Origin of the sequence: Chitinimonas prasina (genome assembly GCF_030160395.1) — a bacterium.
GTDB classification, from domain to species: domain Bacteria; phylum Pseudomonadota; class Gammaproteobacteria; order Burkholderiales; family Chitinimonadaceae; genus Chitinimonas; species Chitinimonas prasina.
On record NZ_BSOG01000002.1, the window covers coordinates 342227 to 363393 of the forward strand.

The window sequence follows — 21167 nt, forward strand, 5'->3', positions numbered from 1 at the left end:
CCGCGCCATCTCAGCACCTCACTGGCTGGGTCCACCCATGCGCCACCGCCTGAAAGGCATTGATCAGCAATGCATCGAAGCGGGTATCCAGGCCGCCATGGATGTCAAACACCGCCCTCAATGCACCACGGCGGTATTCCTCACCATCCAGCCCCGCCACCATGTCGTAGAACATATCGGCACAGGCCAGCATCTGCGCGCCAGGATGCAGCCCACCTGAGCCGCTGCGCAAAGGAAAGCCCCGCCCGTCCGTCCATTGATGATGCTGACGCACGATGGTGGCCGCCTCGTTACAGGTCGGGTCGGCGGCCAGCAGCCACTGAGCCGCCAATTCCGGATGCAAAACCCAGCTATCCCACAGCTCATCCTTGAGCTTGGGCGGGGCGGCAAAAAAGCTATTGGGCAGTGCCAGCATGCCCACATCGTGCCAATACACGGCCAGCGTCAGCGGCCCCTCGGCCACGGGCTGGGGGTAATGCCGGTTCAAAGACAGCACAATCTCAAGCTGGGTAGGCACACGGCGCTGCCAGGCCGGGTAGCGCAATGCCAGCGCCTGAGCCAGTTGTTGGCCCAGCAACAAGGCTGGATTGTTCGCGGCTAACGGCGTCGGTGCACTGTCATCCCAGCGACTAGGCGCCTGCAATAGCTCCCCTGGATTATGTGCCGCCAGTAATACATGGCGCGCCGCCTGATCCGCCCTCCCCTGGCTGGTGGCTTCGCTCAACTCGTCTATGCTTGCCAGCAGGCCAGTCAATGGGGTGTCATCAAAATGGCGAGTACGCTGCAGGGTAAGCGCCATGTCTCGTACCCTGTCCAGGCTCTGTAGCACGGCCTCGGCGATCAGGGGTGTACACAATATCCTTCGCTCACGCAGTGCTTGCAGCACGTTTTCCAATCGATGCACAAAATCAGCAATCGGCTCGGCGCCGCAATAGGCAAAGTCACCCTTGATGCTATGCACATGGCGAAAGGCACTAGCAACCAGATCCGGGTTCTCACGGAATCGCACCAATTGGTGCATATCATCTTCAAGCAATGGAAGCCTGTCACCCAATTCGGTCATAACATCCTGCAGTAGCTCGAAGTTGACCTGACTACTATCCATGCTGCCTCTCCGTATTGGTTGTTCTTCAGCCTGCCTATGCCGCCTGAATGACCAGTTGCCTGCTGGAACGAACTCCCGACTTAGCACCAGGACACTGCCCATCAGTATGGCACCATCGCCAACACACGCACGGTCGCCATGGAACTGCTCCAGTCAGCTTCTATAGTAAGACAAGGCATATCGCTAAGGAGACTACGATGCGCAGCACCGCAATACTGATCGCACCCGCCATGTTTGCATTGGCTTTAGGGCAGGCAATAGCTGGTAACTACACGGTAGGCGTGGAATCCAACGACTATCTCCCCATCTACAAGGGTGAAGGAGGCAACTACACCGGCTACGCGCGCGACCTGCTAGATGCGTTTGCCGCTAAGCATGGCCACCAGTTCAGCTACAAGCCCATGCCCATTGCTCGGCTATTTGATGAGTTCGCCGTGAAGAAATCACTGGACTTCAAATTCCCCGACAACGCCATGTGGCAGGCCGATATCAAGAAAGGGGCAAATATCAGTTACAGCACAGGCGCAATCAGCGTCACTGAAGGGTTGCTGGTACTGCCTCCCAATCAGGGCAAGTCGCTGGCCACTCTCAAAAGCATTGCCACCCTGCGCGGCTTTACCCCCTGGCCCTATATGGCGCAGATCAAGAGCAAGGCCATCACAGTTAACGAAGCCAATACTGCCGATGCCGCTATCAAGATGGGCATCAGTGGTCGCGTGGACGGGGTGTTTCTCAACACCACCTCAGCCAGTTACATCATGGGCGAAGTGCTGAAGACCCCGGGTGTGCTGGTGCTCGATGACAAGCTACCCAAAGAGAAAAGTGAGTTTTCCTTGTCCAGCATTGCCCACCCCGAGGTCATCAAGCAATTCAACGAATTTCTGATCAAGGAGAAAGACACGGTGAAAAAACTAAAGGCCAAGCACAGAATCGCCGAGTGACTCGCGCATAGGCTACCGCACGGCATATTGATCCGCTCCAGGTCTACATGACCTGCTAGCTGCGTATCGCGCCCCCTTAGGCCTGCTTGAGTTTCGCCAGGATGGCAGCGGGCTCCTCCGTTACTGCCAGCGCTTCCCGCAAACGATTGAAAGCGCTGGCGGCCTCGTCCGGGTATTTGCCGAACGGGACCAGGCTGCTATGGCGCCACCCCGCTGCAGCCAGTGCATCCTTGCGAAACTGCGAGCCCTGCACATCCCCCCCTGCTATCTGCAGCAGCGCCTGATCGATCAGCATATGGGGAAACGGATTACGCGACAGCATACTGAAATGTGCGGCTTCTACAGGATCAAATTGCATGGCGCTACGCTCCTTGGCGATTGCTATCGTTGGCGGCATCCCGCCAGACCCGCTGACCCACACTACCCGGCAGCGCAGTTACAACCCGTCGCAGTCTGTTGCCCCTGCCGTTGCCGTTGCCGTTGCCGCTACGCAGTGTTTTGTCAGTGACGCTTAATCTAAGCCCAGCTTTGCAGGTTTTTCCATGACTCGTTTATGAACCTGGGCCAAACACTGGTTTGTGGCATGCATCGGCAACGGTTTGCTATAAACATGGGCGGGAGCGCCATCAATGCCATCTGCTTGCCGGCGCCCGTCTCACCGGAGGTTGCGTGCAGATTGCCCCAAAAATACTGATCATCCTGGTTTGCTGCCTTGCGTGCCTACCAACGCCAGCGGCACAGCATAAAGCGCTCAAGGTGGCCTTTGGCTTGGGACGCCCGCCCTTTGTGTATGAGGAGGCCGGTACTTGGCGTGGTTTTGAGCTGGACATCATGAGAGCAGCCATGCGTGAACTCGGCTACGAAGTGGACAATCACCACCTGCCCAACGCTCGCCTGTACATCGCCCTATCGGATGCCAGCTTTGCAGCTGCCGTAGCGGTGCAGCCCGAGCCCGGCGACAACAGCTGCTACAGCAGGGAAAGCATCAGCGAATACGTCAACGTCGCCATCAGCAAGTCCAGCCGCCACGTCACACTCAACCGTGTGCAAGATTTGAGCAAGTATTCGGTTGCCGCCTGGCAGAAGGCGCATCGCAACCTGGGCCGTGAGTTCGAGGCGCTATATGGCCCCAATGCCGAAGGCCCGCACTTGGAACGCTATACCGAACTGGGGGATCAGGCTGCCCAGGTCCGACAGTTCTGGCTGAATCGGTTTGACGTACTGCTCATAGATAAAACCATCTTTGCCTGGTACAGGCAGCAGCTACGCAGCAGTCTACCCACCAGCGAAAGCGTGGACATGCACCCGATTTTCCCGGGCCGAGCCAGCTACTATGTGGTTTTTCGCGACTGCAAGTTACGTGATCGCTTTGATCAGGCGCTGGCAAGGTTGAAGTCCAATGGGCGTTATCGCGCAGCCATTGATTCCTATCTGGAGTAGGAAAGACCCTGCACTGGTCCAGCCCAATGCAGCGGCCAACAAACACCTATTACTCTGCCCTGGGCCGACTCGTGCCCGCAACGGCTTTTGATCGCACAACCGGTGTGAAGTCCAGGGTGGCACACAAGCCTGGCTGTGCATCCGCCAACGCCAAGGTCCCACCATGCGCCTCCATGATTGCCCTCACCAGACTCAAGCCCAGGCCGCTGCCGGCGCTGCTACGGCTTTCATCCAGGCGTACAAAGGGTTCTAGTACGCGCTCGATGTCCTCAGTCGCAATACCCTCACCGTGATCCCGTATGATCACCCCCCTGCCCTCCACCTGCACCACGATATCACCAGCGCCATAGCTCAAGGCATTCTCCAGCAGGTTGGCCACCGCCTGGAACACTAGATCACGATCAATACGCCAGGTGGCCGGCATCCCACTGAAGTGTATGTGCCTGCCCATGTTCTCGGCGATAGGCTCATACAGTGAAATGGCATCAACGACGAGCTCTGTCAGCTCAACTTCCTCCAATTGCAAGGCATAGGCACCCGCCTCCAGTCGGCCCAGCCGCAATACCGCCTGAAAAATGCGCAGTATGCTGTCTATATCCGCTGTCAGCGTCTCTACCCTGGCACGGGTACCCGCCTCCTGCGTTTCGCCTGCCAGCACCTCCAACTCGTTGCGCAAGCGGCTGATAGGATGGCGCAAATCGTGGGCAATGGCGCTGGAGGTGGTGCGCGCATGCTCCATCAGCTTTTCCACCTGATCCAGCATCAGGTTGAGCTGACCTATCAGCGCTTCAATTTCATCCCGGCGACGGCTCTGTGGGATCCGCTCATCCAGGTGGCCACGGCGTATGCGCTCAGCCGTGGCGCTGATGTACCCCAGCCGCCGGCGCAGTGCCCGGGTAAACACCCACACGCCCCCCACAGAGACAAACAGCACAGCCCCCACCAGCAAGGCGTAGTTACGCCAGAGATGTTGGCCTACCTGCTCAAAAACCGCCCGTCGCCCCACCAGCAAACGCTGGTCCGCATACAGCAGAAAAACCACCGCAACGATGGTGTCACCTGTTGCAGGATCGATGAACTGCAAGGAGCTCTCATCCACCGCCTGCTCGGTGGTCGGCCAATAAGCCAGATTACCGGCCAGCTTCTTTCCCTTGGCATCGGTCAGCAGGTAGACCGCCACCGCCTCATTGCCCATATCATCCAGATTGGCATTGGCACGGGCGGTCACCACCTCGATCAAGGCCTTGTGGCCCTGCAACTGGTAGATGGTTTCCAGCGCGGTCGTCTCCTCCCGCAAGGCTGCCTGAAACTCGCTGATCATGGCATTGCGCGTTTCGCGATAGCTAACGGCAGCAAACAGGGTCACCCCAGCCAGCATGAGCGTAGAGAGGCCGATGATGAACCAGGAAAAAGGACTAAGGCGCATGGGCTGGTTGCAGTCTGGGCCCGGCTAGGCCTGTGGATCGCCCAGGCGATAGCCCGCACCGCGCACTGTGTGCAGCAGGGGCGGCAGGCCTGCCGGGTCGATCTTGTTGCGCAACTTGCTGATGTGCACGTCAATCACATTGGTGCCAGGGTCGAAGTGGTAGTCCCATACAGCCTCCAGCAACATGGTACGCGTCACTACCTGGCCAGCATGGCGCAGCAGGTATTCCAGTAACTGGTATTCACGGGGCTGCAGCTCCAACGACACCCCTGCACGTTTGACGCTGCGCGAAAGCCGGTTTAGCTCAAGGTCAGCCAGGCGGAGCACATGTCCTTCCGGCTCGGCCTGCCCAGGGCTGCGACGGGTAACCGCATCCAGTCTTGCCAGCAACTCTATGGTAGAAAAAGGCTTGACCAGATAGTCATCGCTGCCGGCGCGCAAGCCTTCCACCCTGTCATCTATCTCGCCCAGGGCAGAGAGAATGACCACGGGCGTATGGATGCTGGAGGCGCGCAAGGTGCGCAGTATGGTCAGGCCATCCACCTTGGGCAGCATACGATCCAGGATGATGGCATCGTAGGTTTCTGTCGTGGCCAGAAACAAGCCCTCCCTGCCATCCTTGGCATGGTCGGCAATATGGCCTGTCTCACGCAAGGCCTTCAGGACGAACTCGGCGGTATCGGTTTGATCCTCGACCAGCAGCAGGCGCATCGCTCAGACCTTGCCGTCGTTCAGTGTATCAGCGGGCTCCAGATCCGGCGCATCCAGCCAGGGCAGCAGGTTGGCCACATAACCCTTACGCGCCTTGCTGTAGCGCTTCTTGAGCTTTTCGTCCGGCAAGGTCAGCGACTGTATGGCGCAGGACTGCTCCCCCACCTGCACCTTGTCCTTGCCTATCTTGATATGCCGACGGTCGGTGGTAACCTGGATAGTACGGGCACGCATCAACTCCTTGCAGCCCGAGGCCAGCGACAGACGCCAGACTTCTTCCTTGCCGGTCCACAGCAGTAGGCTGCTGGCATCCAGCGGCTGCCAGCCAAACAGGCGGGAGACTCGAATCTGCTGGCGGGATGGCTGAGATAGAACAGCACCGGCTTCTGCGGACTCTGTCACCGGCGGCGCCGCATTGGTACTGAGTGCGAGCAAGGCAGCCATGGTCCATGGCAACGTCGCAACGTTAGGCACGCGTGCTCTCCTTCACGGCGTCTTTATTTGTTTGAGTAGGTGTATTGTGCATGACGAGCGCAGTGCGACGGTAGTGAGGTGTCGCAGTGCTGTTTGTAGCAGATGGTTACAGGCCTGATCGCCATAAAAAGAGAGGGGGCTGGTTACCCAGCCCCCTAAGGCTCGTTGAACTCACACCAGATATACGGGGACGCTTGTCTGTGTCGGTCAGGCGGCGGCGTCGGCGCATAACTAAGTTGGTGCGATCTTGACATGGGTGCTGTTGCAGCGTGCTTAACGGCAGATTAATAAGAATTAATGTTCCAACGGCAGGCGCCACAAAACCTTGTGCGAGTTTGCCGTACCCGTGTGCCGTCTGCACTTTCACGCCCGGCCAGAAGCGCTTGGTCATGTCGTGTGCGCTTGCTTGAAGCCCGTCTGATCAGCATTTACGGCTTGCCATGGCGAGCACCTCGGCATTTGACTCGCCCACCACAGTTTCGAAGCCCAAGGCACGGTAGACGCTCACTGCGGCGTGATTTCCCCGATAGACCCTCAGCTTGACCGCCTGGCCCGGGCTGATACGGTTGGCCTCGGCCAGCAGCAAGCGGCACAGCAACTTGCCCAGCCCCTGGCCGCGGCGCTGCGGGTCGATCAGGACACGTACCAGATTGGTAGTGCCATTGGCCTGGTTGAGCCATATCTGGCCGAAACCGAGCGGTGCGGCACCAGATTCTCCCATGCAGTAACTGTAGTGACCAGGTAGCTCCAGCAAGGCGGGGAACGTCGCCTGCGTCAGGGGAATGTGCTTGCTGGTGCCCGGCCAACCCTCTGCGATGGCCCAGTTGGCAATTTGGCTGTGTTCGATCGGCATTGGGGGTCGTAGGTTTGGATGCATGGCCAGGTAGGCGCGGTCAGGGGCCAGCATTATGCCCCGCTGGCCATGGCGCTTGTTCAAAGTCTTTTCGCCGCGTCGCGGCCCGCTGGGCTCGCAATCTTTCAGTATGAGGGGCAGAGCGGGTAGTGGTACGAGCCTGCCTTGCCCATGTACTGCCTATTGCGCACGCCTAGGCCCGCATACCCGGCCAGAACCGCAACGCGGGTTTTTGTTGGCATCTCTCAATAGGGAAGCGCAGTCACCCGACTTGCAGCGATTGATCTGAGAGGAATCTCAGCTCGGGTTTCACACCAACACGCTCACAAATAGAATTCTGTTACCATGGTAACCTGGTAACTCAATATTGCGAGAGACCTCCATGCCTGAATCCATCAAGCCCGCAACGATAGCCATCGAACGCATCCAGACCGGCGTAAGACTCGAGAAGCGCCTGGTAAAAGTGCTCAAAGGCCTGGCCGAGTACAAGGAAATCACCCTGGGAGACCTACTCGAAGGCATTGTGCTGCACGCCTTCGAGGGCAAATGCGCCTTCTCGCCCGACACGCTGGAAATGATCAGCAAGTTGCGCGAAATATACGGCCTGGATCTGACCGCGAGCGATAGCCATCAGTTGGTTGATCGGAAGGGAGAGTGAGTCCACCCAATGCAGTGACCATGTCTTGCCACGTCAACTCATGGAGAGCCTCACTATGTCCACACGCATCGTTCGTACCCATCAAATTACGCTCGTAGCTCCAGGCCAATCCTGCCATCGCTTCTTTACCCCGGCGGGCGAATGCCTGTGGGTAGCAGGATGGCAGCCTCATTACCACTACCCCGCCAACGGCCAAACCGAGGCGGGCATGGTCTTCAGTACCGGCAGCGACGCCGAATACACACTCTGGTGCCTGGTCGATTTTGACGAAGAACGCCTTTATTCACGCTATACCCGGCTCACCCCCGGATCTCGCAGTGGCATAGTCGAAGTGCAATGCCACGCCCGTGATGACCAAACCACCGATGTCGTGGTGCGCTATACACTGACGGCATTGAGCGATGCCGGTCTTGCTTTGCTGAACGAACTCGACGAAGCAGCTTTCGCCGCCATGATAACGGGCTGGCAGGACGCTATCGGCAGTAACCTGCCACGGCTCTTGGCAGCTGAAATCGCCTGAGGCTAATCTGATTGCAGCCGTGCCGCCCGCTTACCGATCGGCACGGACACCCACAGACCGGCAACAGGACAATCGGGGGATCAAGGATGCCTTGGATACGTTCGCACATCACAGCTCTGCTGGCCACCCTGCTTGTTGCCACCTATGCCGCAGCCACCGAGCCACCGCTGTCGCTGCGGGCTGTCACGGCAGAGAACAATGAACCATTCAACATCGTCTTCAATGGCAAGCTACAAGGCTTGGGTGTGGACGTTGCCAACGAAGCCGCACGACGTAGCGGCTTCAGTCTGCAGACCGAAGCCCTGCCCTGGGCAAGGGCGCTTGAAACGGCCAGGCAAAAGCCCGATGTCCTGCTGTTTACCGTAGCAAGAACACCTGAGCGTGAGGATTGGTTCCATTGGATCGGGCCCATCGCCAAGCGCGAAGTCTGGCTGTGGCGGCTTCGCACCCGCAAGGACGTCATGGCCACCTCGCTGGATCAGGCAAAGCAATACAGGGTGGGCACCTCCCATAATGACGCCGCCACCGAATACCTGCTGGCACAGGGCTTTGAGCAAGGGCTCAATCTCGATATCACAATGCACGACCGCGCAATCGGCTACAAACTCCTGGCAAGCCGGGTAGACCTGGTTCCCATGAACCCCCTTTCCATTGGCGCCTTTGCCCGTGAAAGCGGGATTCCACTCGAAGACCTGGAGCCGCAAATGCTATTGATCAGCAGCGGCGGCTATTATCTTGCGCTCAATCGCCTCAGCAAGGCCGAGACCGTGGCCAAACTCAATGCTGCGCTGGTGGAAATGAAGGCCGATGGCAGCTTGCAGCGCCTGCTGGAGAAATGGCAACCCAAGGGCAGCAAGGCCAGAAGCCCATCATCACCGCCTTGATGGCTCGCTCCCCTGCCGGGATAAGCTGTCCCGCAGCTCAGTCGCATGCTGTTGTATCAAAAGCTCCAGAAACGCGTTCATATCCAAGCCTACCTTCCGCGCGCATAGCTTGAGATGGGCCTTGAGTGTGCCATCCACCGTTGTGGCAAACGGCTCTCTGGCTGTCTTGGCATCCGCCCCCTTGCCCGCCTTGATCTCCTGCATGAACAAAGCACGCCTGGCCTTGCGGCTGGCACGTTGGCGCTCTGCCGGCGTCATGGCGCGTTCACCATGCGCAGGCCTGCCTGGGCGCCGCTTGGGTGGAGAAAGAGTATCGCTCGTCATACCTGCTGCCCTCAAAAGACATGGTCTTGGCCTCAATTATAATTAAGTGACACGTCACCTAATTAAAATATTCCACATTCTGGTTGACCAGAGAACGTTCGTTCTCCTAATATTTGGTGAACGAACGTTCTCTTGCGAGGAGTGGGCCATGAAAGCAGCGCTAGTCGATGTCTTGAAGCACCCAGGGGTATGGCGGGGTGATGGTTACAGCCAGACTGTCGTACCCACTACCCCCTGCGGGCACGAGCGCTTGGCGCCCTTGCTGCCAGGCGCGGGCTGGCCACTGGCGGCCGTTACTGAAGTCATTGCCAGCAGAGCGGGCTGCGGTGAGCTCAAACTGCTGCTGCCGGCCCTTGCCCGCTTAAGCCAGGCCGGTAAGCAGGTACTGCTGATTGCCCCACCGCAAATACCCTACGCTCCCGCCTGGCAGGCTGCCGGTGTGGATCTGCGGCGGTTGACCTGGGTAAACCCCAAAACCGAACACGATGCCTTGTGGGCCATGGAGCAATCCCTGCGGGAGCCCGCCTGTGGCGCGGTAATAGGCTGGTTCGACCTAGCCCTGAGCGATCGCAACTGCCGTCGCCTGCAACTGGCAGCCGAACAAGGTGGCGGCAGTGGCTTTGTCTTGCGCCATGGCCGTGCCGAAAACGTCAGCTCACCATTCGGACTGCGGTTGGGTGTGGAATCCGTCGCTGGCGGCGTAGCAGTACAGGTACTCAAGCGCCGGGGCGCTGCAGCAACCCAAGCCGTATTCCTGCCCCACGGCCATCAACCAACGCCCGCCAGGCATCCTGCTACAGGCCCTACCCATGTTGTGGCTAGCACTGCACCTGCCTTTTCTACCGCTAGACGCACTGCATCAGAGCCTTACGCCTACGCAGCCTGAGCCCTGGGCTGTCGTAGAGCAGCGCGGCCGCCAGGAGCAGGTGCTGATATGCAATGCCGCAGCGCAAGCGCTGGGTGTAAAGCCCGGCATGCGCCGCGCCGCCGCCATGACGCTGGCTGCAAATCTGCGTATTGCCCGGCGCCAGCCGCAACAGGAACTAGCGCTGCTGGAAAGCCTTGCAGCCTGGAGCTTGCAGTACACGCCTACCGTTTGCCTGGCTCCGCCGCACGGCCTGCTGCTGGAGATAGAAGGTTGCCTGCGCTACTTCAAGGGCCTGGGCCGATTACGCAAGCTGATTGCACAAGGCTTGGTGGAGCACGGCTGGGCAGCACAGATGGCAGCAGCCCCCTCGCCGCTTGCCGCCACCTGGCTGGCCCAGTTGCGCCCACAAACCGTGATACGTAGCCCGGAGGGTCTCGCCGACGGCCTGGCAAGCCTGCCCATCGCCGCGCTCCCCTGGCCTGACGACACGCTGCGGCAACTGCAAGCGCTAGGCATGCGCCAATTTGCCGACATCCACAGCCTCCCGCGTGATGGTCTTGCCCATCGCCTGGGCCACGCCTTCCCCTGCATGCTGGACCAGGCACTAGGCTTGCAGCCAGACCCGCGCGATCCCTTTGAGCCGCCTGATCGATTTGAACGCACCGTAGCCCTCAATTGGGCAACAGACCAAGTCGAAGCCTTGGGCTTTGTCGCCAAGCGCCTGTTTACCGAGCTGGCAGCATTTCTGATGGGCAGAGGGCTGGGTGTACAACAGCTACACCTGACCATGCAGCACGAAGACAGCAGCAAAACCGAAGTAACGCTAGGGCTAGGCAAGCCCACCCGCGCCGCCGATGCCATGCTGGCCATCTGTCGCGAGCGCCTTGCGCGGCTGGTCTTGCCCGCACCGGTAGAGGCCATGGGCATTCTGGCCGACCAGCTGCATCGCCTGGATGGCCAGGTGCTGACCCTGTTTGGCAATGCCAACCAGGCGGAGGATTTCGACCTGTTACGCGCACGGCTGATGGCGCGGCTGGGAGAGGAAGCGGTGCAGAGCATCGTCTGTGTGGCGGATCACCGCCCAGAACACGCCTGGCGCTGGGCGCCCTGCGGTAGCGCCTCCCCTCAGCTCACCCTGGGTGAGCGCCCCGCCTGGCTGCTGCCCGAGCCGCAGAGTCTGGAACTACGTGACGGACATCTCTGGCACGGCGAACCGCTCCAGCTGCTGACACGGGCAGAGCGCATCGAATCCGGCTGGTGGGATGGTGATGGCGTCACCCGCGACTACTACCAGGCGCAAGGGGCATCTGGCCGCCGCTATTGGATATACCAGCAGCGCAGCACCGACAGCTGGTACCTGCACGGCCTGTTTGCCTAAGAGTCTGTTCAATGTCTTTTCGCCGCGTCGTTCGCAACCTTGCCGGATGAAGGGCAAGGCGCAAGACGCGCAGCGGTACGGGTACCGTCAGCGGCTTGCAACGCCGCACTTCGCTGGCAAGGCTGCGAACCCGCAGGGCTGATCTGGAAAACGGCCACTCACTGCGTTGTGGCGCTTGGCAATAACTTGTTATTGCCTGCGCACCACGCCTTGTGCCTGGCCATTTTCCAGATCAGCGACACGACGAAAAGACATTGAACAGACTCTAAGGAATCGCCATGCCTGCCGCCGACCAAGCCACCTATGCCGAGTTGCATTGTCTTTCCTGCTTCAGCTTCCAGCGCGGCGCATCGCACGCAGATGAGCTGGTGGAGCGGGCTGCCAAGCTGGGCTATCAAGCGCTGGCCATAACCGATGAGTGCTCGCTGGCCGGTATTGTTCGCGCCCATCTGGCCGCCCAGAAGCACGGCCTGCAATTGATCGTAGGAAGCGAACTAACCCTGGACGATGGCTTGCGCCTGGTATTGCTGGCGCCAGATCGTGAAGCCTATGGCGATTTATCCCAGCTGATCACCCTGGGGCGACGCAATGCCAACAAGGGCTCATACCAGTTGGATCGTGCCGCCGTCGCGCGCCACGCCGGACGGCTATTAGCCCTATGGCTGCCCCCCGCCCTGCCGGATACCGCAGACGGTCTATGGCTTGGCCAGCACTTCCCCGATCGCGCCTGGCTGGCGGTAGAGCTGTTCCAGGAGGCAGACGATGGCAACCGCCTCTCCGCACTATTGCAGCTAGGCCAGCAATGCGGCCTCCCCTGCGTCGCCAGTGGCGATGTGCATATGCATGTCCGATCCCGCCGCGCCCTGCAGGACGTCATGACAGCTATCCGGCTGGGCCGGCCGGTAGCAGAATGCGGCTTGGCGCTATTTCCCAATGGTGAGCGCCACCTGCGCAGTCCCTGGGCGCTCGCCCACATCTACCCACGCGCGCTGTTGGCAGAAACCGTGCGCATTGCACAGCGCTGCGGCCAGTTCCTGGCTGATCTGGGCTATGAATACCCCGCCGAACTGGTACCCGAGGGCGCAACACCGGCAAGCCATCTGTGCACACTGACCGAAATCGGCTTGAACCAGCGCTATCCAGCAGGCGCGCCAGAAAAAGTCCGCCGCCAGATAGCGCACGAACTGGCGCTGATCACCAGGCTTCGCTATGAGTCGTTCTTTCTCACCGTCCACGATATCGTCGCCTACGCCCGCAGCCAGAAGATCCTCTGTCAGGGGCGTGGCTCAGCGGCCAACTCGGCCGTCTGCTTTGCCCTGGGCATCACCGAGGTAGACCCAGATAGATCCAATCTGCTGTTCGAGCGCTTTCTCTCGCAAGAGCGACAGGAGCCGCCCGATATCGATGTGGATTTCGAGCATGATCGACGGGAGGAGGTCATCCAGTACATATATAAGCGCTATGGCAGGGAGCGCGCCGCACTGGCCGCCACCGTGATTACCTACCGCCCGCGTAGCGCCCTGCGGGATGTAGGGCGTGCACTGGGGTTTGACGAAGAGCAACTGGATCAGATCAGCAAAACCCTGGCCTGGTGGGATAGCCGCGCAGAGCTGCCCAAGCGCCTGCAGGAAGCAGGCTTCGACCCCGAGAGCCGGTCAGTCCAACTACTATTGCGGCTTGCACAAGGGCTGATGCGCTTCCCTCGCCATCTGTCGCAACATGTGGGCGGTTTTGTTATCTCCCACAGTCCCTTGGCACGGTTGGTCCCCATAGAAAACGCCGCCATGCCAGATCGCACCGTCATCCAGTGGGACAAGGATGATCTGGACGCCATGGGCCTGCTCAAGGTCGATGTGCTGGCATTGGGCATGTTGAGCGCCATACGCCGTACGCTGGCACTGGTGTCCGCGATACGCCAGCAACCACTGATGCGCATGGCCGATATTCCCGCAGAAGACCCACAGGTCTACGAGATGATAGGACATGCCGATACCGTGGGCCTGTTCCAGATCGAGTCAAGAGCGCAGATGTCCATGCTGCCACGCCTCAAACCCAAAACCTTCTACGACCTGGTGATTGAAGTAGCCATCGTGCGCCCTGGGCCCATACAAGGCGGCATGGTGCATCCCTACCTGCGGCGGAGACAAGGGCTGGAGCCCGTCGATTACCCATCCGAAGCCGTCAAGAAGACGTTGGAGCGAACCTTGGGTGTGCCTATCTTCCAGGAGCAGGTCATGCAACTGGCCATCGATGCCGCTGACTTTACCCCCGGCGAGGCCGACCAACTTAGACGCTCCATGGGCTCCTGGCGCCGCACGGGTGAACTGGCAGATTACCAAGCGCGGCTGGTCACCGGCATGCTGGCCAATGGCTATACCCAGGAATTTGCAGACCGGCTATGCAAGCAGATAGAAGGCTTCTCCGAATATGGCTTTCCCGAATCCCATGCCGCCAGCTTCGCCCTGCTGGTGTATGTATCAGGCTGGCTCAAGCGGCACGAACCTGCCGCCTTCACCTGCGCCCTGCTCAACAGCCTACCCATGGGTTTTTACTCCGCATCGCAATTGATACAGGACGCAAAGCGGCATGGCATCGTCGTGCACCCTGTCGATGTGCAGCGCAGTGATTGGGATTGCACACTGGAAGACGAACAGCGCCCCCAGCACGCACTCCGACTGGGCTTGCGGCTGATCAGCGGCCTGGGCCGGGGCGTAGGCGAGCGCATTGCCGCCCACCGACCGGCGGCTGGTTACGATAGCTTGGTCCAGCTACAGCGCCTGGCCGGTCTCGACAAGCGCAGCCTGGGCATCCTGGCGGATGCCGATGCGCTGGCCAGCTTGGCCGGAAATCGCCGACAAGCCCGCTGGCAGGTAGGCGGCCTGCAGCTTAAGCAAGACCTCGTAGGCATGGCCGCCAAGGCAGAGGCAGCCATCACCCTCCCGCTCCCCAGCCTGGGCCAGCAAGTGCTGGAAGATTACCGCAGCCAGGGCCTCACCCTGAGGGCCCATCCACTAAGCCTGCTACGCCCACACCTGAGCCGCAATCGCCTGCTCAGTGCCGCCGAGCTGCGCGCCTGCCAGCACGGCCAGCCCGCACGGGCCTGCGGCATCGTAGTTGGCCGCCAACGTCCCGGCACGGCAAGCGGCGTCACCTTTGTTACCCTGGAAGACGAAACCGGCAACACCAATGTCATTGTCTGGCAGGATCTGGGCGAAAGGCAGCGCAAGGAACTGCTGGGCGCCAGGCTGCTGGCCGTCTACGGCGTGGTGCAGCGGGAAGGCGAGGTCGTCCATCTGCTCGCCAAGCGCCTGGCCGACAAATCCGAGCTGCTGGGAACTCTGTCTGTAGAGAGCCGCGATTTCCACTAGCCCCATCGCAGCGCCAGCCAGCCCTCAAAGACGACCCCGATTGATGCGCATCAAGGTACAGCCCCTCGCCCCCAGGCACACTGGCCGCACCTTATATCGACATGGTTGCCCGCATGAATGCGCCCGCCCCCACTGCCATTAAGCCGGCCCCAGCAGATTTTGATGTTCAAGGCCTGTCTTTCGACAAAAGCCTGATCGAGCGCCTGGCGGGCAATGGCCCTCGCTACACCTCCTATCCCACGGCCGACCATTTCCATGCCGGGTTCGATGAAGCCGCCTATCGCGCAGAAGTAGCAAGGCAGTTCCCCGCTGGTCAGCAAGGCCCGTTGTCGCTCTACGTGCATATCCCTTTCTGCAATACCATCTGTTACTACTGTGGCTGTAACAAGATCATCACCAAGAACAAGTCTCATGCTGAGGTATACCTGGACTACCTCGACAAGGAGCTTGCCCTGCAAGCCCCCCTATTCGCAGGCCGCGCCAGGGTGGAGCAGCTGCACTTCGGCGGCGGCACCCCCACCTTCCTCTCCGATGCCCAACTCGGCCGACTGATGCAGCAACTTCGAGCCCATTTCGACTTCGCCCCCAAGGACGAAGGCGAATACTCGATAGAGATAGACCCGCGCAAAGTCCAGCCAGCCACTGTGGCACACCTGGGTGAGCTGGGCTTCAATCGCATGAGCCTCGGCGTGCAGGACTTCGACCCCGCCGTCCAGCAGGCCGTCAACCGCATCCAGAGCGAAGCCGAAACGCTGGCAGTGATTGAAGCGGCCCGAGCACATGGCTTCAAATCCATCTCCATCGACCTGATCTACGGCTTGCCATTGCAGACCGTACAAGGCTTCAGCGCCACCCTGGACAAAGTGATCGCAGCCCGGCCAGATCGCCTTTCCATCTACAACTACGCGCATATGCCGCAGCTGTTCAAAACGCAGCGTCAGATAAACGAAGCCGACCTCCCCGCACTCGACACCAAGCTCGATATCCTCAGCCTCGCCGTCAGCAAACTCGCCGCCGCCGGCTACGTCTATGTCGGCATGGATCACTTTGCCCTGCCCGATGACGAACTGGCCATTGCCCAGCGCGCAGGCACCCTGCACCGCAACTTCCAGGGTTATTCCACGCGCGACGACATCGATCTACTCGCTTTGGGTGTCTCAGGCATCAGCAAGTTGGGCGCAAGCTACAGCCAGAATGTACGCGGCACCGAGGAATACTACGCCCTGCTGGATGCCGGCAAACTGCCGCTGTTCCGAGGCATCGCCCTGAACGAAGACGACAGGCTGCGCCGTAGTCTGATACAGCAACTGATGTGTGATTTCGCACTCGACTTCGCCCAGCTGGAGGCGCGCTGGGGCATCCGCTTCAACGAATACTTTGCCGCCGAACAGTCCAAGCTGGCAGCCCTGGCAGATGATGGCCTGCTCAGCCTGGATGGGCAGCGCCTGCAGGTACTGCCACGCGGTCGCCTGCTGATACGCAATATCGCCATGATCTTTGACCGCCGCCTGCAGCAAAGCCAGCCCCTTCAGCGCTACTCCAAAACCATCTGAGCCCACCAAAAGACAAAGGCCGGCACCTTATCGGTACCGGCCCCTGGCACAACCACATCACCGCAACACTTACAGGCGCATGGCAGGTATATGCTCAGCCATCTCCCGGCGCATGAACTCATGGAAATGCAGCATGCCATCCTCCATCGGGCTCTGGTAAGGGCCGAACTCGTCCCTACCCTCCTTGTATAGCCGCTCCCTGCCCTCTTCCATGCGGCGGATGATCTCCATGTCCTCTACCGCCGTCTCCTGGTAGGCCGCCTGCTCCGCCGCCATGAACTCCGGCTCGAACAAGGCCACTTCCTCAGGGTAATAGAACTCCACAATGTTCTTGTAGCGGCGAGGGCCATCTGGCAGCAAGGTCGAGATCACCAGCGTATGCGGATACCACTCCACCATCACATTGGGGTAATAGGTCAACCAGATGGCGCCATGCTTGGGCATCTGGCCACGGTTGAATGCCAGCACCTGCTTGTGCCACTCCGCATACGATTTCGAACCGGCCTTCGCCAAGGCATTGTTGATACCCACAGTCTGGACCGAATACCAGTCGGCAAACTCCCACTTCAGGTCATCACACTCCACAAACCGGCCCAAGCCAGGGTGGAATGGATCCACATGGTAGTCCTCCAGATAAACCTCGATAAAGGTCTTCCAGTTGCCCTCGTAAGTATCCACCTGCACGCTATGCAGCATGTAGTTGCTGAAATCCAGATCCTTGGCCACGCCCAGGTTCTTCAGGTCCGCCTCTACATCCCTGCCCCCCGTACCCAGCTCAAACAGCATGCCGTTCCAGGTCTGCAGCCGGGTCTCCGGCAGGTTCAAGCAGGGCTTCTCAGGAAAATGCGGCGCACCCAGCAGCGTGCCCTGGTTGTCATAGGTCCAGCGATGCAAAGGGCAAACGATGTGCGAGCTATTGCCGCGCCCATCCACCATCAAAGCCTGACGGTGGCGGCAGATATTCGACAGCAGCTTGACGCCAGACTCGGTACGCTTGAGCAAGCGCGCACGATCATACATCTCCAGCACCTGATAGTCGCCCACGTTGGGAACCATCAGCTCATGGCCGACATACTTTGGCGCCTGGGAGAACAGCGTTTCCTGTTCTAGCCGATAAAAATCCGGGTCAAAATAGACCGAGATAGGCAATTGCGCTTGAGCCGCGCGAAGCTGGTTGGATGAAGTCAGGTTGGACATATCCCACACCCCCAAGAGTCGGAGTTGGGCGCAATCCATCTATAGACGCGCCCCAACACCCGAAGGTCTAAGAACGTCTTGCCTTGATGGATTACGAGTCGGCAGGCATTGCGCCTAGCCGGAGACGAGCCCGCAAGCCCAGTCTCCCTAGCCTCATGGCCCTTTGGGGCAAGCACCAGGCACGCTTTTCAGCGCCCTAATACCCGCGTTGGGCGAGGTGCCGCAACGCTATAAAACAAGGGCCGGATTTTCGCCCAATCCCCCCTTGCAGGCAAGTCATTTCTGTCAGAAAACTTGCTTACAGATTAGGGACATAGCACATCAGCAAACAGGCAGCCATCAAAGCGCCACGGCCCACCCCACAGGCAGGCCGAGCGCTCAACGGCAAGATACCCAATTACTTCTCGACAAAGGCACGCTCGATCACATAGTCACCAGGCACACCAATGCGTGGCGAAACATGGAAGCCACGGGCATCCAGCAAGGCCGCCGTATCCTTCAGCATGCTCGGGCTGCCGCACATCATGGCACGGTCGGTTTCCGGGTTCAGCGGTGGCAGGCCCAAATCCTCACACAGCTTGCCGTTCTCGATCAGATCAGTCAGCCGGCCCTGGTTGCGGAACTCCTCGCGGGTCACGCTGGGGTAGTAGATCAGCTTCTGCTGGATCACATCGCCAAAGAATTCATTCTTGGGCAGCTCATTCTGGATGTAGTCGGCATAAGCCAACTCATTCACAAAGCGCACGCCATGGAACAGGATGACCTTCTCAAAATGCTCATAGGTCTCCGGGTCCTTGATGATGGACATGAAAGGCGCCAAGCCAGTACCCGTACCAAACAGGAACAGATTCTTGCCAGGCTTGAGATCATGTATCACCAAGGTGCCGGTAGGCTTGCGGCTCACCAGCAGCTCATCACCCACCTTCAAGTGCTGCAGGCGCGAGGTCAGAGGGCCATTGGGCACCTTGATGCTGAAGAACTCAAGATGCTCCTCATAGTTGGCGCTGGCAATCGAGTACGCCCGCATCAGGGGGCGCTCATTCACCTGCAAACCTATCATCACAAAGTGTCCATTCTCAAACCGCAGCCCGGGGTCGCGGGTCGTGGTAAAGCTGAACAAAGTGTCGTTCCAGTGATGGACGCTCAGGACGCGTTCGGTAGCGATGGTGGACATGAGATGAGAACGGTTGTTAATTGGCAGACCGGGATTTTAGCAAAGTATTAGAACCTCCCCCTACACATTCAGGTATTTGCATCCAGCAGAATGGAATAAAGGGGGCGCCCGGCAACCTCCAGCCCCGCAGGAAGTCGCCGGCACAGGCATGGCCGGCAAGACGCCAACCACACCCACACCGGCACAGAGCCTTACTTCTTGCCGGCGCGCTCCTGCGCAATCAGCTTGTTCAATATGGCAAACAGCTGCTGCTCACCACCCGCCTGGCTTACCGAAGTCGAATACTTGCCGTTAACGATAAAGGTCGGCACCCCATTGACGCGATAGTCGCGAGTCATCTGCTTGGCACGGCCAATCTGGCTGCCGATACCAAACGACTTGTAGGCAGCCTCAAACTGGGCACGGTTGATACCGCGCTTGGCCACCCACTCAAACAACGTCTTCTCGTCACGCAGTTCCACCCGGCCACCGTGTATGGCATCAAACACGGCACGCTGGTGCTGAGCCAGCAGGCCCATGGTACGCAGTGTCACAAACAGCTTGGTGTGGCCTTCCATGTCCGAGCGGCCATCCCACATCACATGCTCACGGCGCAGAACCACATCAGGCGGCAGGCTCTTCTCCCAGGCCGCCACCGCAGGCTCCAAGGCGCTGCAATGAGGGCAGCCAAACCAGAAGAACTCGATCACCTCGATCTTGCCAGGGGTAGCCACAGGCTGGGCAACCGGCAGCTTGGTTACCGGGCCCGCATGGTCACCAGCAGCCAAGGCCGAGGCACCGATTACCGACAGACCCAATGCCAACAAGGCACGGGCAAATAGACGCTTGCTGTTCATACAGAGTGCTTTCTCATTGTTTGGATGGATCAGGCGGCCATCCAGCGGCCGCCATTGTAACTGCTGAAAAACTGAAGCTCATTCAAAAAGCGTCGAAAAGCGCGCCAATGCAGCGCCCTCCACGCAACGCGCAAGGCTTACTTCCGTCGCGGCAACAAGGGCGGCACAAAACCTTTACCCGGCCGCCATCCCAACGCCTAGCACAAGGTTTCCCTGGCGCCAGCGCCTGACCAACATCGCTAGACACATACCAGCCACCACGGTTCCCCATCAACAGCCACTTCAGCGCCGGCGCCACCGGCAATCCGCCAGGGTAAACGCCCCGTCAGACGCATCAACTGCTAGTCTCAGCGGAGAGGCCGCAACTGTCAGCCAAAAACACCAAAGTTATTCAGAAAGGCCGCCATCGAGCCGCCTATCAGCAACACCAGTATCAAGGCCGTACGCAGATTACGGCGCGCCATGGCAGCCCTGTCTCGTTGCTTGTCGTTCATTTCCTGCTCGCTCATTGAAAACCCGCTCCTTCATTGCCTGGATGCCCTACACCGCACAGATAGCAGCAATACGCCACCGTGACGCCAGTAGAACAAGACTTGTCTGAATACATCATGAAAATCGGCGAACCAGCCCAGTCGGCACAATGCACCGCAGAGACCCTACGCTACTACGAAAGACCGACAGCCTGCCATGAACCCAATTCCTTGGTGGGTACGGACCGACCGGGTTAGAGCCAGCACTGGCGCTGCATGCCAATGCCGCCTGAACCAGCAGGACCAACCCAGGTCAAGACGGACACAGCATAAATCTTGAAGTAACTACAAGGTCAAGCACCCAGCTGTAAAATTGCAGCCTGCAGGTTGGCCCGGGCTGGCAGCTCCAGCCGCTTAAACAAAGCATCGGTCGCATAAATACGCGGCCGCGCCAGAAAACCCGCAAGTACAGCAGCGCGCCTGGCCGCAAAAACAGCCGGCGCCACCCAGGCATACTCCTGCCGGATCTGCTCCTCATACTGGGCAAAGCGCGATGCCTCCGCCCCCAGTATCGCCAGGTCGATGTCCACCAGCAGCTTGGCGTCCACCGTCAGAGGCAGCACATCATGCCGGGTCGCCATGATCAACTGCACCACTCGCTCCACCGCCGCCCCACCCACCCCGGCCGCCAGCAAAGCCTCCCGCGCCCAAGCCGCACTGCGCGCCTCATTATCCCGGCCCTGCACATCATAAATGGCATCATGAAACCACAAAGCCAACGCCACCTCCCCCGGCCGCTCCGCACAGGCAGAGGTGGTTTCAAACAGCGCCAGGCACTCATCCAGGTGCTGCAAGGTGTGGTAGAAGCGCTGGGCTTCCCCATACCGCGCCAGCAACGCAGCCAGCAAAGCCGCATCAGGCTCCGCCACCCCCACACCCATCCAGGCATGACGCCAGCTTGCAATTCTGTCCACCATATCCCACGCG

At 59.6% G+C, this 21167-nt stretch carries 22 protein-coding genes; 10 read left to right on the plus strand and 12 right to left on the minus strand.

The annotated features are described in order from the left end of the window. Positions 1-10 precede the first annotated feature (10 nt). A complete protein-coding gene (locus tag QQK16_RS08770) occupies positions 11-1105 on the minus strand; it encodes an HD domain-containing phosphohydrolase (RefSeq protein ID WP_284196072.1) in 1095 nt (364 codons plus the stop codon). Between the two features lie 197 nt (positions 1106-1302). Between QQK16_RS08770 and QQK16_RS08775 the strand changes: the two genes are divergently transcribed. Beyond that, a complete protein-coding gene (locus QQK16_RS08775; RefSeq protein WP_284196073.1) occupies positions 1303-2046 on the plus strand; it encodes a substrate-binding periplasmic protein in 744 nt (247 codons plus the stop codon). Positions 2047-2122: 76 nt separating this feature from the next. Here the strand turns inward: QQK16_RS08775 and QQK16_RS08780 are convergent, their stop codons facing one another. Continuing rightward, positions 2123-2404 carry a hypothetical protein gene (locus QQK16_RS08780; protein WP_284196074.1) on the minus strand — a complete coding sequence of 94 codons (282 nt, stop codon included), beginning with the start codon at positions 2402-2404 and terminating at the stop codon, positions 2123-2125. On the opposite strand from QQK16_RS08780, the gene QQK16_RS08785 reads away from it, so the two are divergent. Continuing rightward, entirely contained in the window at positions 2403-2561 is a 159-nt protein-coding gene (locus QQK16_RS08785) for a hypothetical protein (protein ID WP_284196075.1), read from the plus strand. The genes QQK16_RS08780 and QQK16_RS08785 overlap by 2 nt on opposite strands. Positions 2562-2715: 154 nt before the next feature. Beyond that, positions 2716-3486 carry a substrate-binding periplasmic protein gene (locus tag QQK16_RS08790; RefSeq protein WP_284196076.1) on the plus strand — a complete coding sequence of 257 codons (771 nt, stop codon included), beginning with the start codon at positions 2716-2718 and terminating at the stop codon, positions 3484-3486. 49 nt (positions 3487-3535) lie between these two features. Here the strand turns inward: QQK16_RS08790 and QQK16_RS08795 are convergent, their stop codons facing one another. The 4 genes from QQK16_RS08795 to QQK16_RS08810 form a co-directional block, all read right to left on the minus strand. Next, positions 3536-4912, minus strand: coding sequence for a sensor histidine kinase (locus QQK16_RS08795; protein WP_284196077.1), 1377 nt, complete (start codon positions 4910-4912; stop codon positions 3536-3538). A gap of 24 nt (positions 4913-4936) precedes the next feature. Continuing rightward, positions 4937-5623 (minus strand): response regulator transcription factor, encoded by a 687-nt coding sequence (locus tag QQK16_RS08800; RefSeq protein WP_284196078.1) that lies wholly within the window; start codon positions 5621-5623, stop codon positions 4937-4939. 3 nt (positions 5624-5626) lie between these two features. Then, the gene (locus QQK16_RS08805) at positions 5627-6067 is read right to left on the minus strand and encodes a DUF6491 family protein (RefSeq protein WP_284196079.1); all 441 of its coding nucleotides are present in this window, start codon (positions 6065-6067) and stop codon (positions 5627-5629) included. A 451-nt stretch (positions 6068-6518) separates the two neighbouring features. Continuing rightward, positions 6519-6950: a GNAT family N-acetyltransferase gene (locus QQK16_RS08810; RefSeq protein WP_284196080.1), complete on the minus strand. Its 432-nt coding sequence runs from the start codon at positions 6948-6950 to the stop codon at positions 6519-6521. A 382-nt stretch (positions 6951-7332) separates the two neighbouring features. Here QQK16_RS08810 and QQK16_RS08815 point away from each other — a divergent pair, with 382 nt between their 5' ends. The 3 genes from QQK16_RS08815 to QQK16_RS08825 all read left to right on the plus strand — a co-directional run bounded on the left by QQK16_RS08815 (position 7333) and on the right by QQK16_RS08825 (position 9012). After that, on the plus strand, positions 7333-7608 hold the full coding sequence (locus tag QQK16_RS08815; protein ID WP_284196081.1) for a hypothetical protein: 276 nt from the start codon (positions 7333-7335) through the stop codon (positions 7606-7608). A gap of 55 nt (positions 7609-7663) precedes the next feature. Further along, positions 7664-8128, plus strand: a complete 465-nt coding sequence (locus QQK16_RS08820) for an SRPBCC family protein (protein WP_284196082.1) — start codon at positions 7664-7666, stop codon at positions 8126-8128. 86 nt (positions 8129-8214) lie between these two features. Beyond that, on the plus strand, positions 8215-9012 hold the full coding sequence (locus QQK16_RS08825; RefSeq protein ID WP_284196083.1) for a substrate-binding periplasmic protein: 798 nt from the start codon (positions 8215-8217) through the stop codon (positions 9010-9012). On the opposite strand, the gene QQK16_RS08830 is transcribed toward QQK16_RS08825, so the two are convergent. Further along, positions 9001-9336: a hypothetical protein gene (locus QQK16_RS08830; RefSeq protein ID WP_284196084.1), complete on the minus strand. Its 336-nt coding sequence runs from the start codon at positions 9334-9336 to the stop codon at positions 9001-9003. The two genes, QQK16_RS08825 and QQK16_RS08830, sit on opposite strands and share 12 nt — an antisense overlap. 148 nt (positions 9337-9484) lie before the next feature. Here QQK16_RS08830 and imuA point away from each other — a divergent pair, with 148 nt between their 5' ends. From imuA to hemN, 4 genes are all read left to right on the plus strand, one after another. After that, entirely contained in the window at positions 9485-10222 is a 738-nt protein-coding gene (gene imuA, locus QQK16_RS08835) for a translesion DNA synthesis-associated protein ImuA (protein WP_284196085.1), read from the plus strand. Beyond that, complete coding sequence (locus tag QQK16_RS08840; RefSeq protein WP_284196086.1) at positions 10146-11582, plus strand: Y-family DNA polymerase; 1437 nt, start codon at positions 10146-10148, stop codon at positions 11580-11582. The genes imuA and QQK16_RS08840 overlap by 77 nt, the downstream gene beginning before the upstream one ends. Positions 11583-11860: 278 nt before the next feature. Next, positions 11861-14950, plus strand: a complete 3090-nt coding sequence (locus tag QQK16_RS08845; protein WP_284196087.1) for an error-prone DNA polymerase — start codon at positions 11861-11863, stop codon at positions 14948-14950. Positions 14951-15063: 113 nt separating this feature from the next. Further along, positions 15064-16503, plus strand: coding sequence for an oxygen-independent coproporphyrinogen III oxidase (hemN, locus tag QQK16_RS08850; RefSeq protein WP_284196088.1), 1440 nt, complete (start codon positions 15064-15066; stop codon positions 16501-16503). Between the two features lie 69 nt (positions 16504-16572). Here hemN and QQK16_RS08855 read toward each other — a convergent pair whose 3' ends face one another. The 5 genes from QQK16_RS08855 to QQK16_RS08875 all read right to left on the minus strand — a co-directional run bounded on the left by QQK16_RS08855 (position 16573) and on the right by QQK16_RS08875 (position 21157). After that, positions 16573-17700: an aromatic ring-hydroxylating oxygenase subunit alpha gene (locus tag QQK16_RS08855; RefSeq protein ID WP_284196089.1), complete on the minus strand. Its 1128-nt coding sequence runs from the start codon at positions 17698-17700 to the stop codon at positions 16573-16575. A gap of 397 nt (positions 17701-18097) precedes the next feature. After that, positions 18098-18874: a ferredoxin--NADP reductase gene (locus tag QQK16_RS08860; protein WP_284196090.1), complete on the minus strand. Its 777-nt coding sequence runs from the start codon at positions 18872-18874 to the stop codon at positions 18098-18100. A 191-nt stretch (positions 18875-19065) separates the two neighbouring features. After that, entirely contained in the window at positions 19066-19710 is a 645-nt protein-coding gene (locus tag QQK16_RS08865) for a thiol:disulfide interchange protein DsbA/DsbL (RefSeq protein ID WP_284196091.1), read from the minus strand. A 368-nt stretch (positions 19711-20078) separates the two neighbouring features. Further along, positions 20079-20219, minus strand: a complete 141-nt coding sequence (locus tag QQK16_RS08870; protein ID WP_284196092.1) for a hypothetical protein — start codon at positions 20217-20219, stop codon at positions 20079-20081. 314 nt (positions 20220-20533) lie between these two features. Further along, on the minus strand, positions 20534-21157 hold the full coding sequence (locus QQK16_RS08875) for an HD domain-containing protein (protein ID WP_284196093.1): 624 nt from the start codon (positions 21155-21157) through the stop codon (positions 20534-20536). Between the last annotated feature and the right edge of the window lie 10 nt (positions 21158-21167).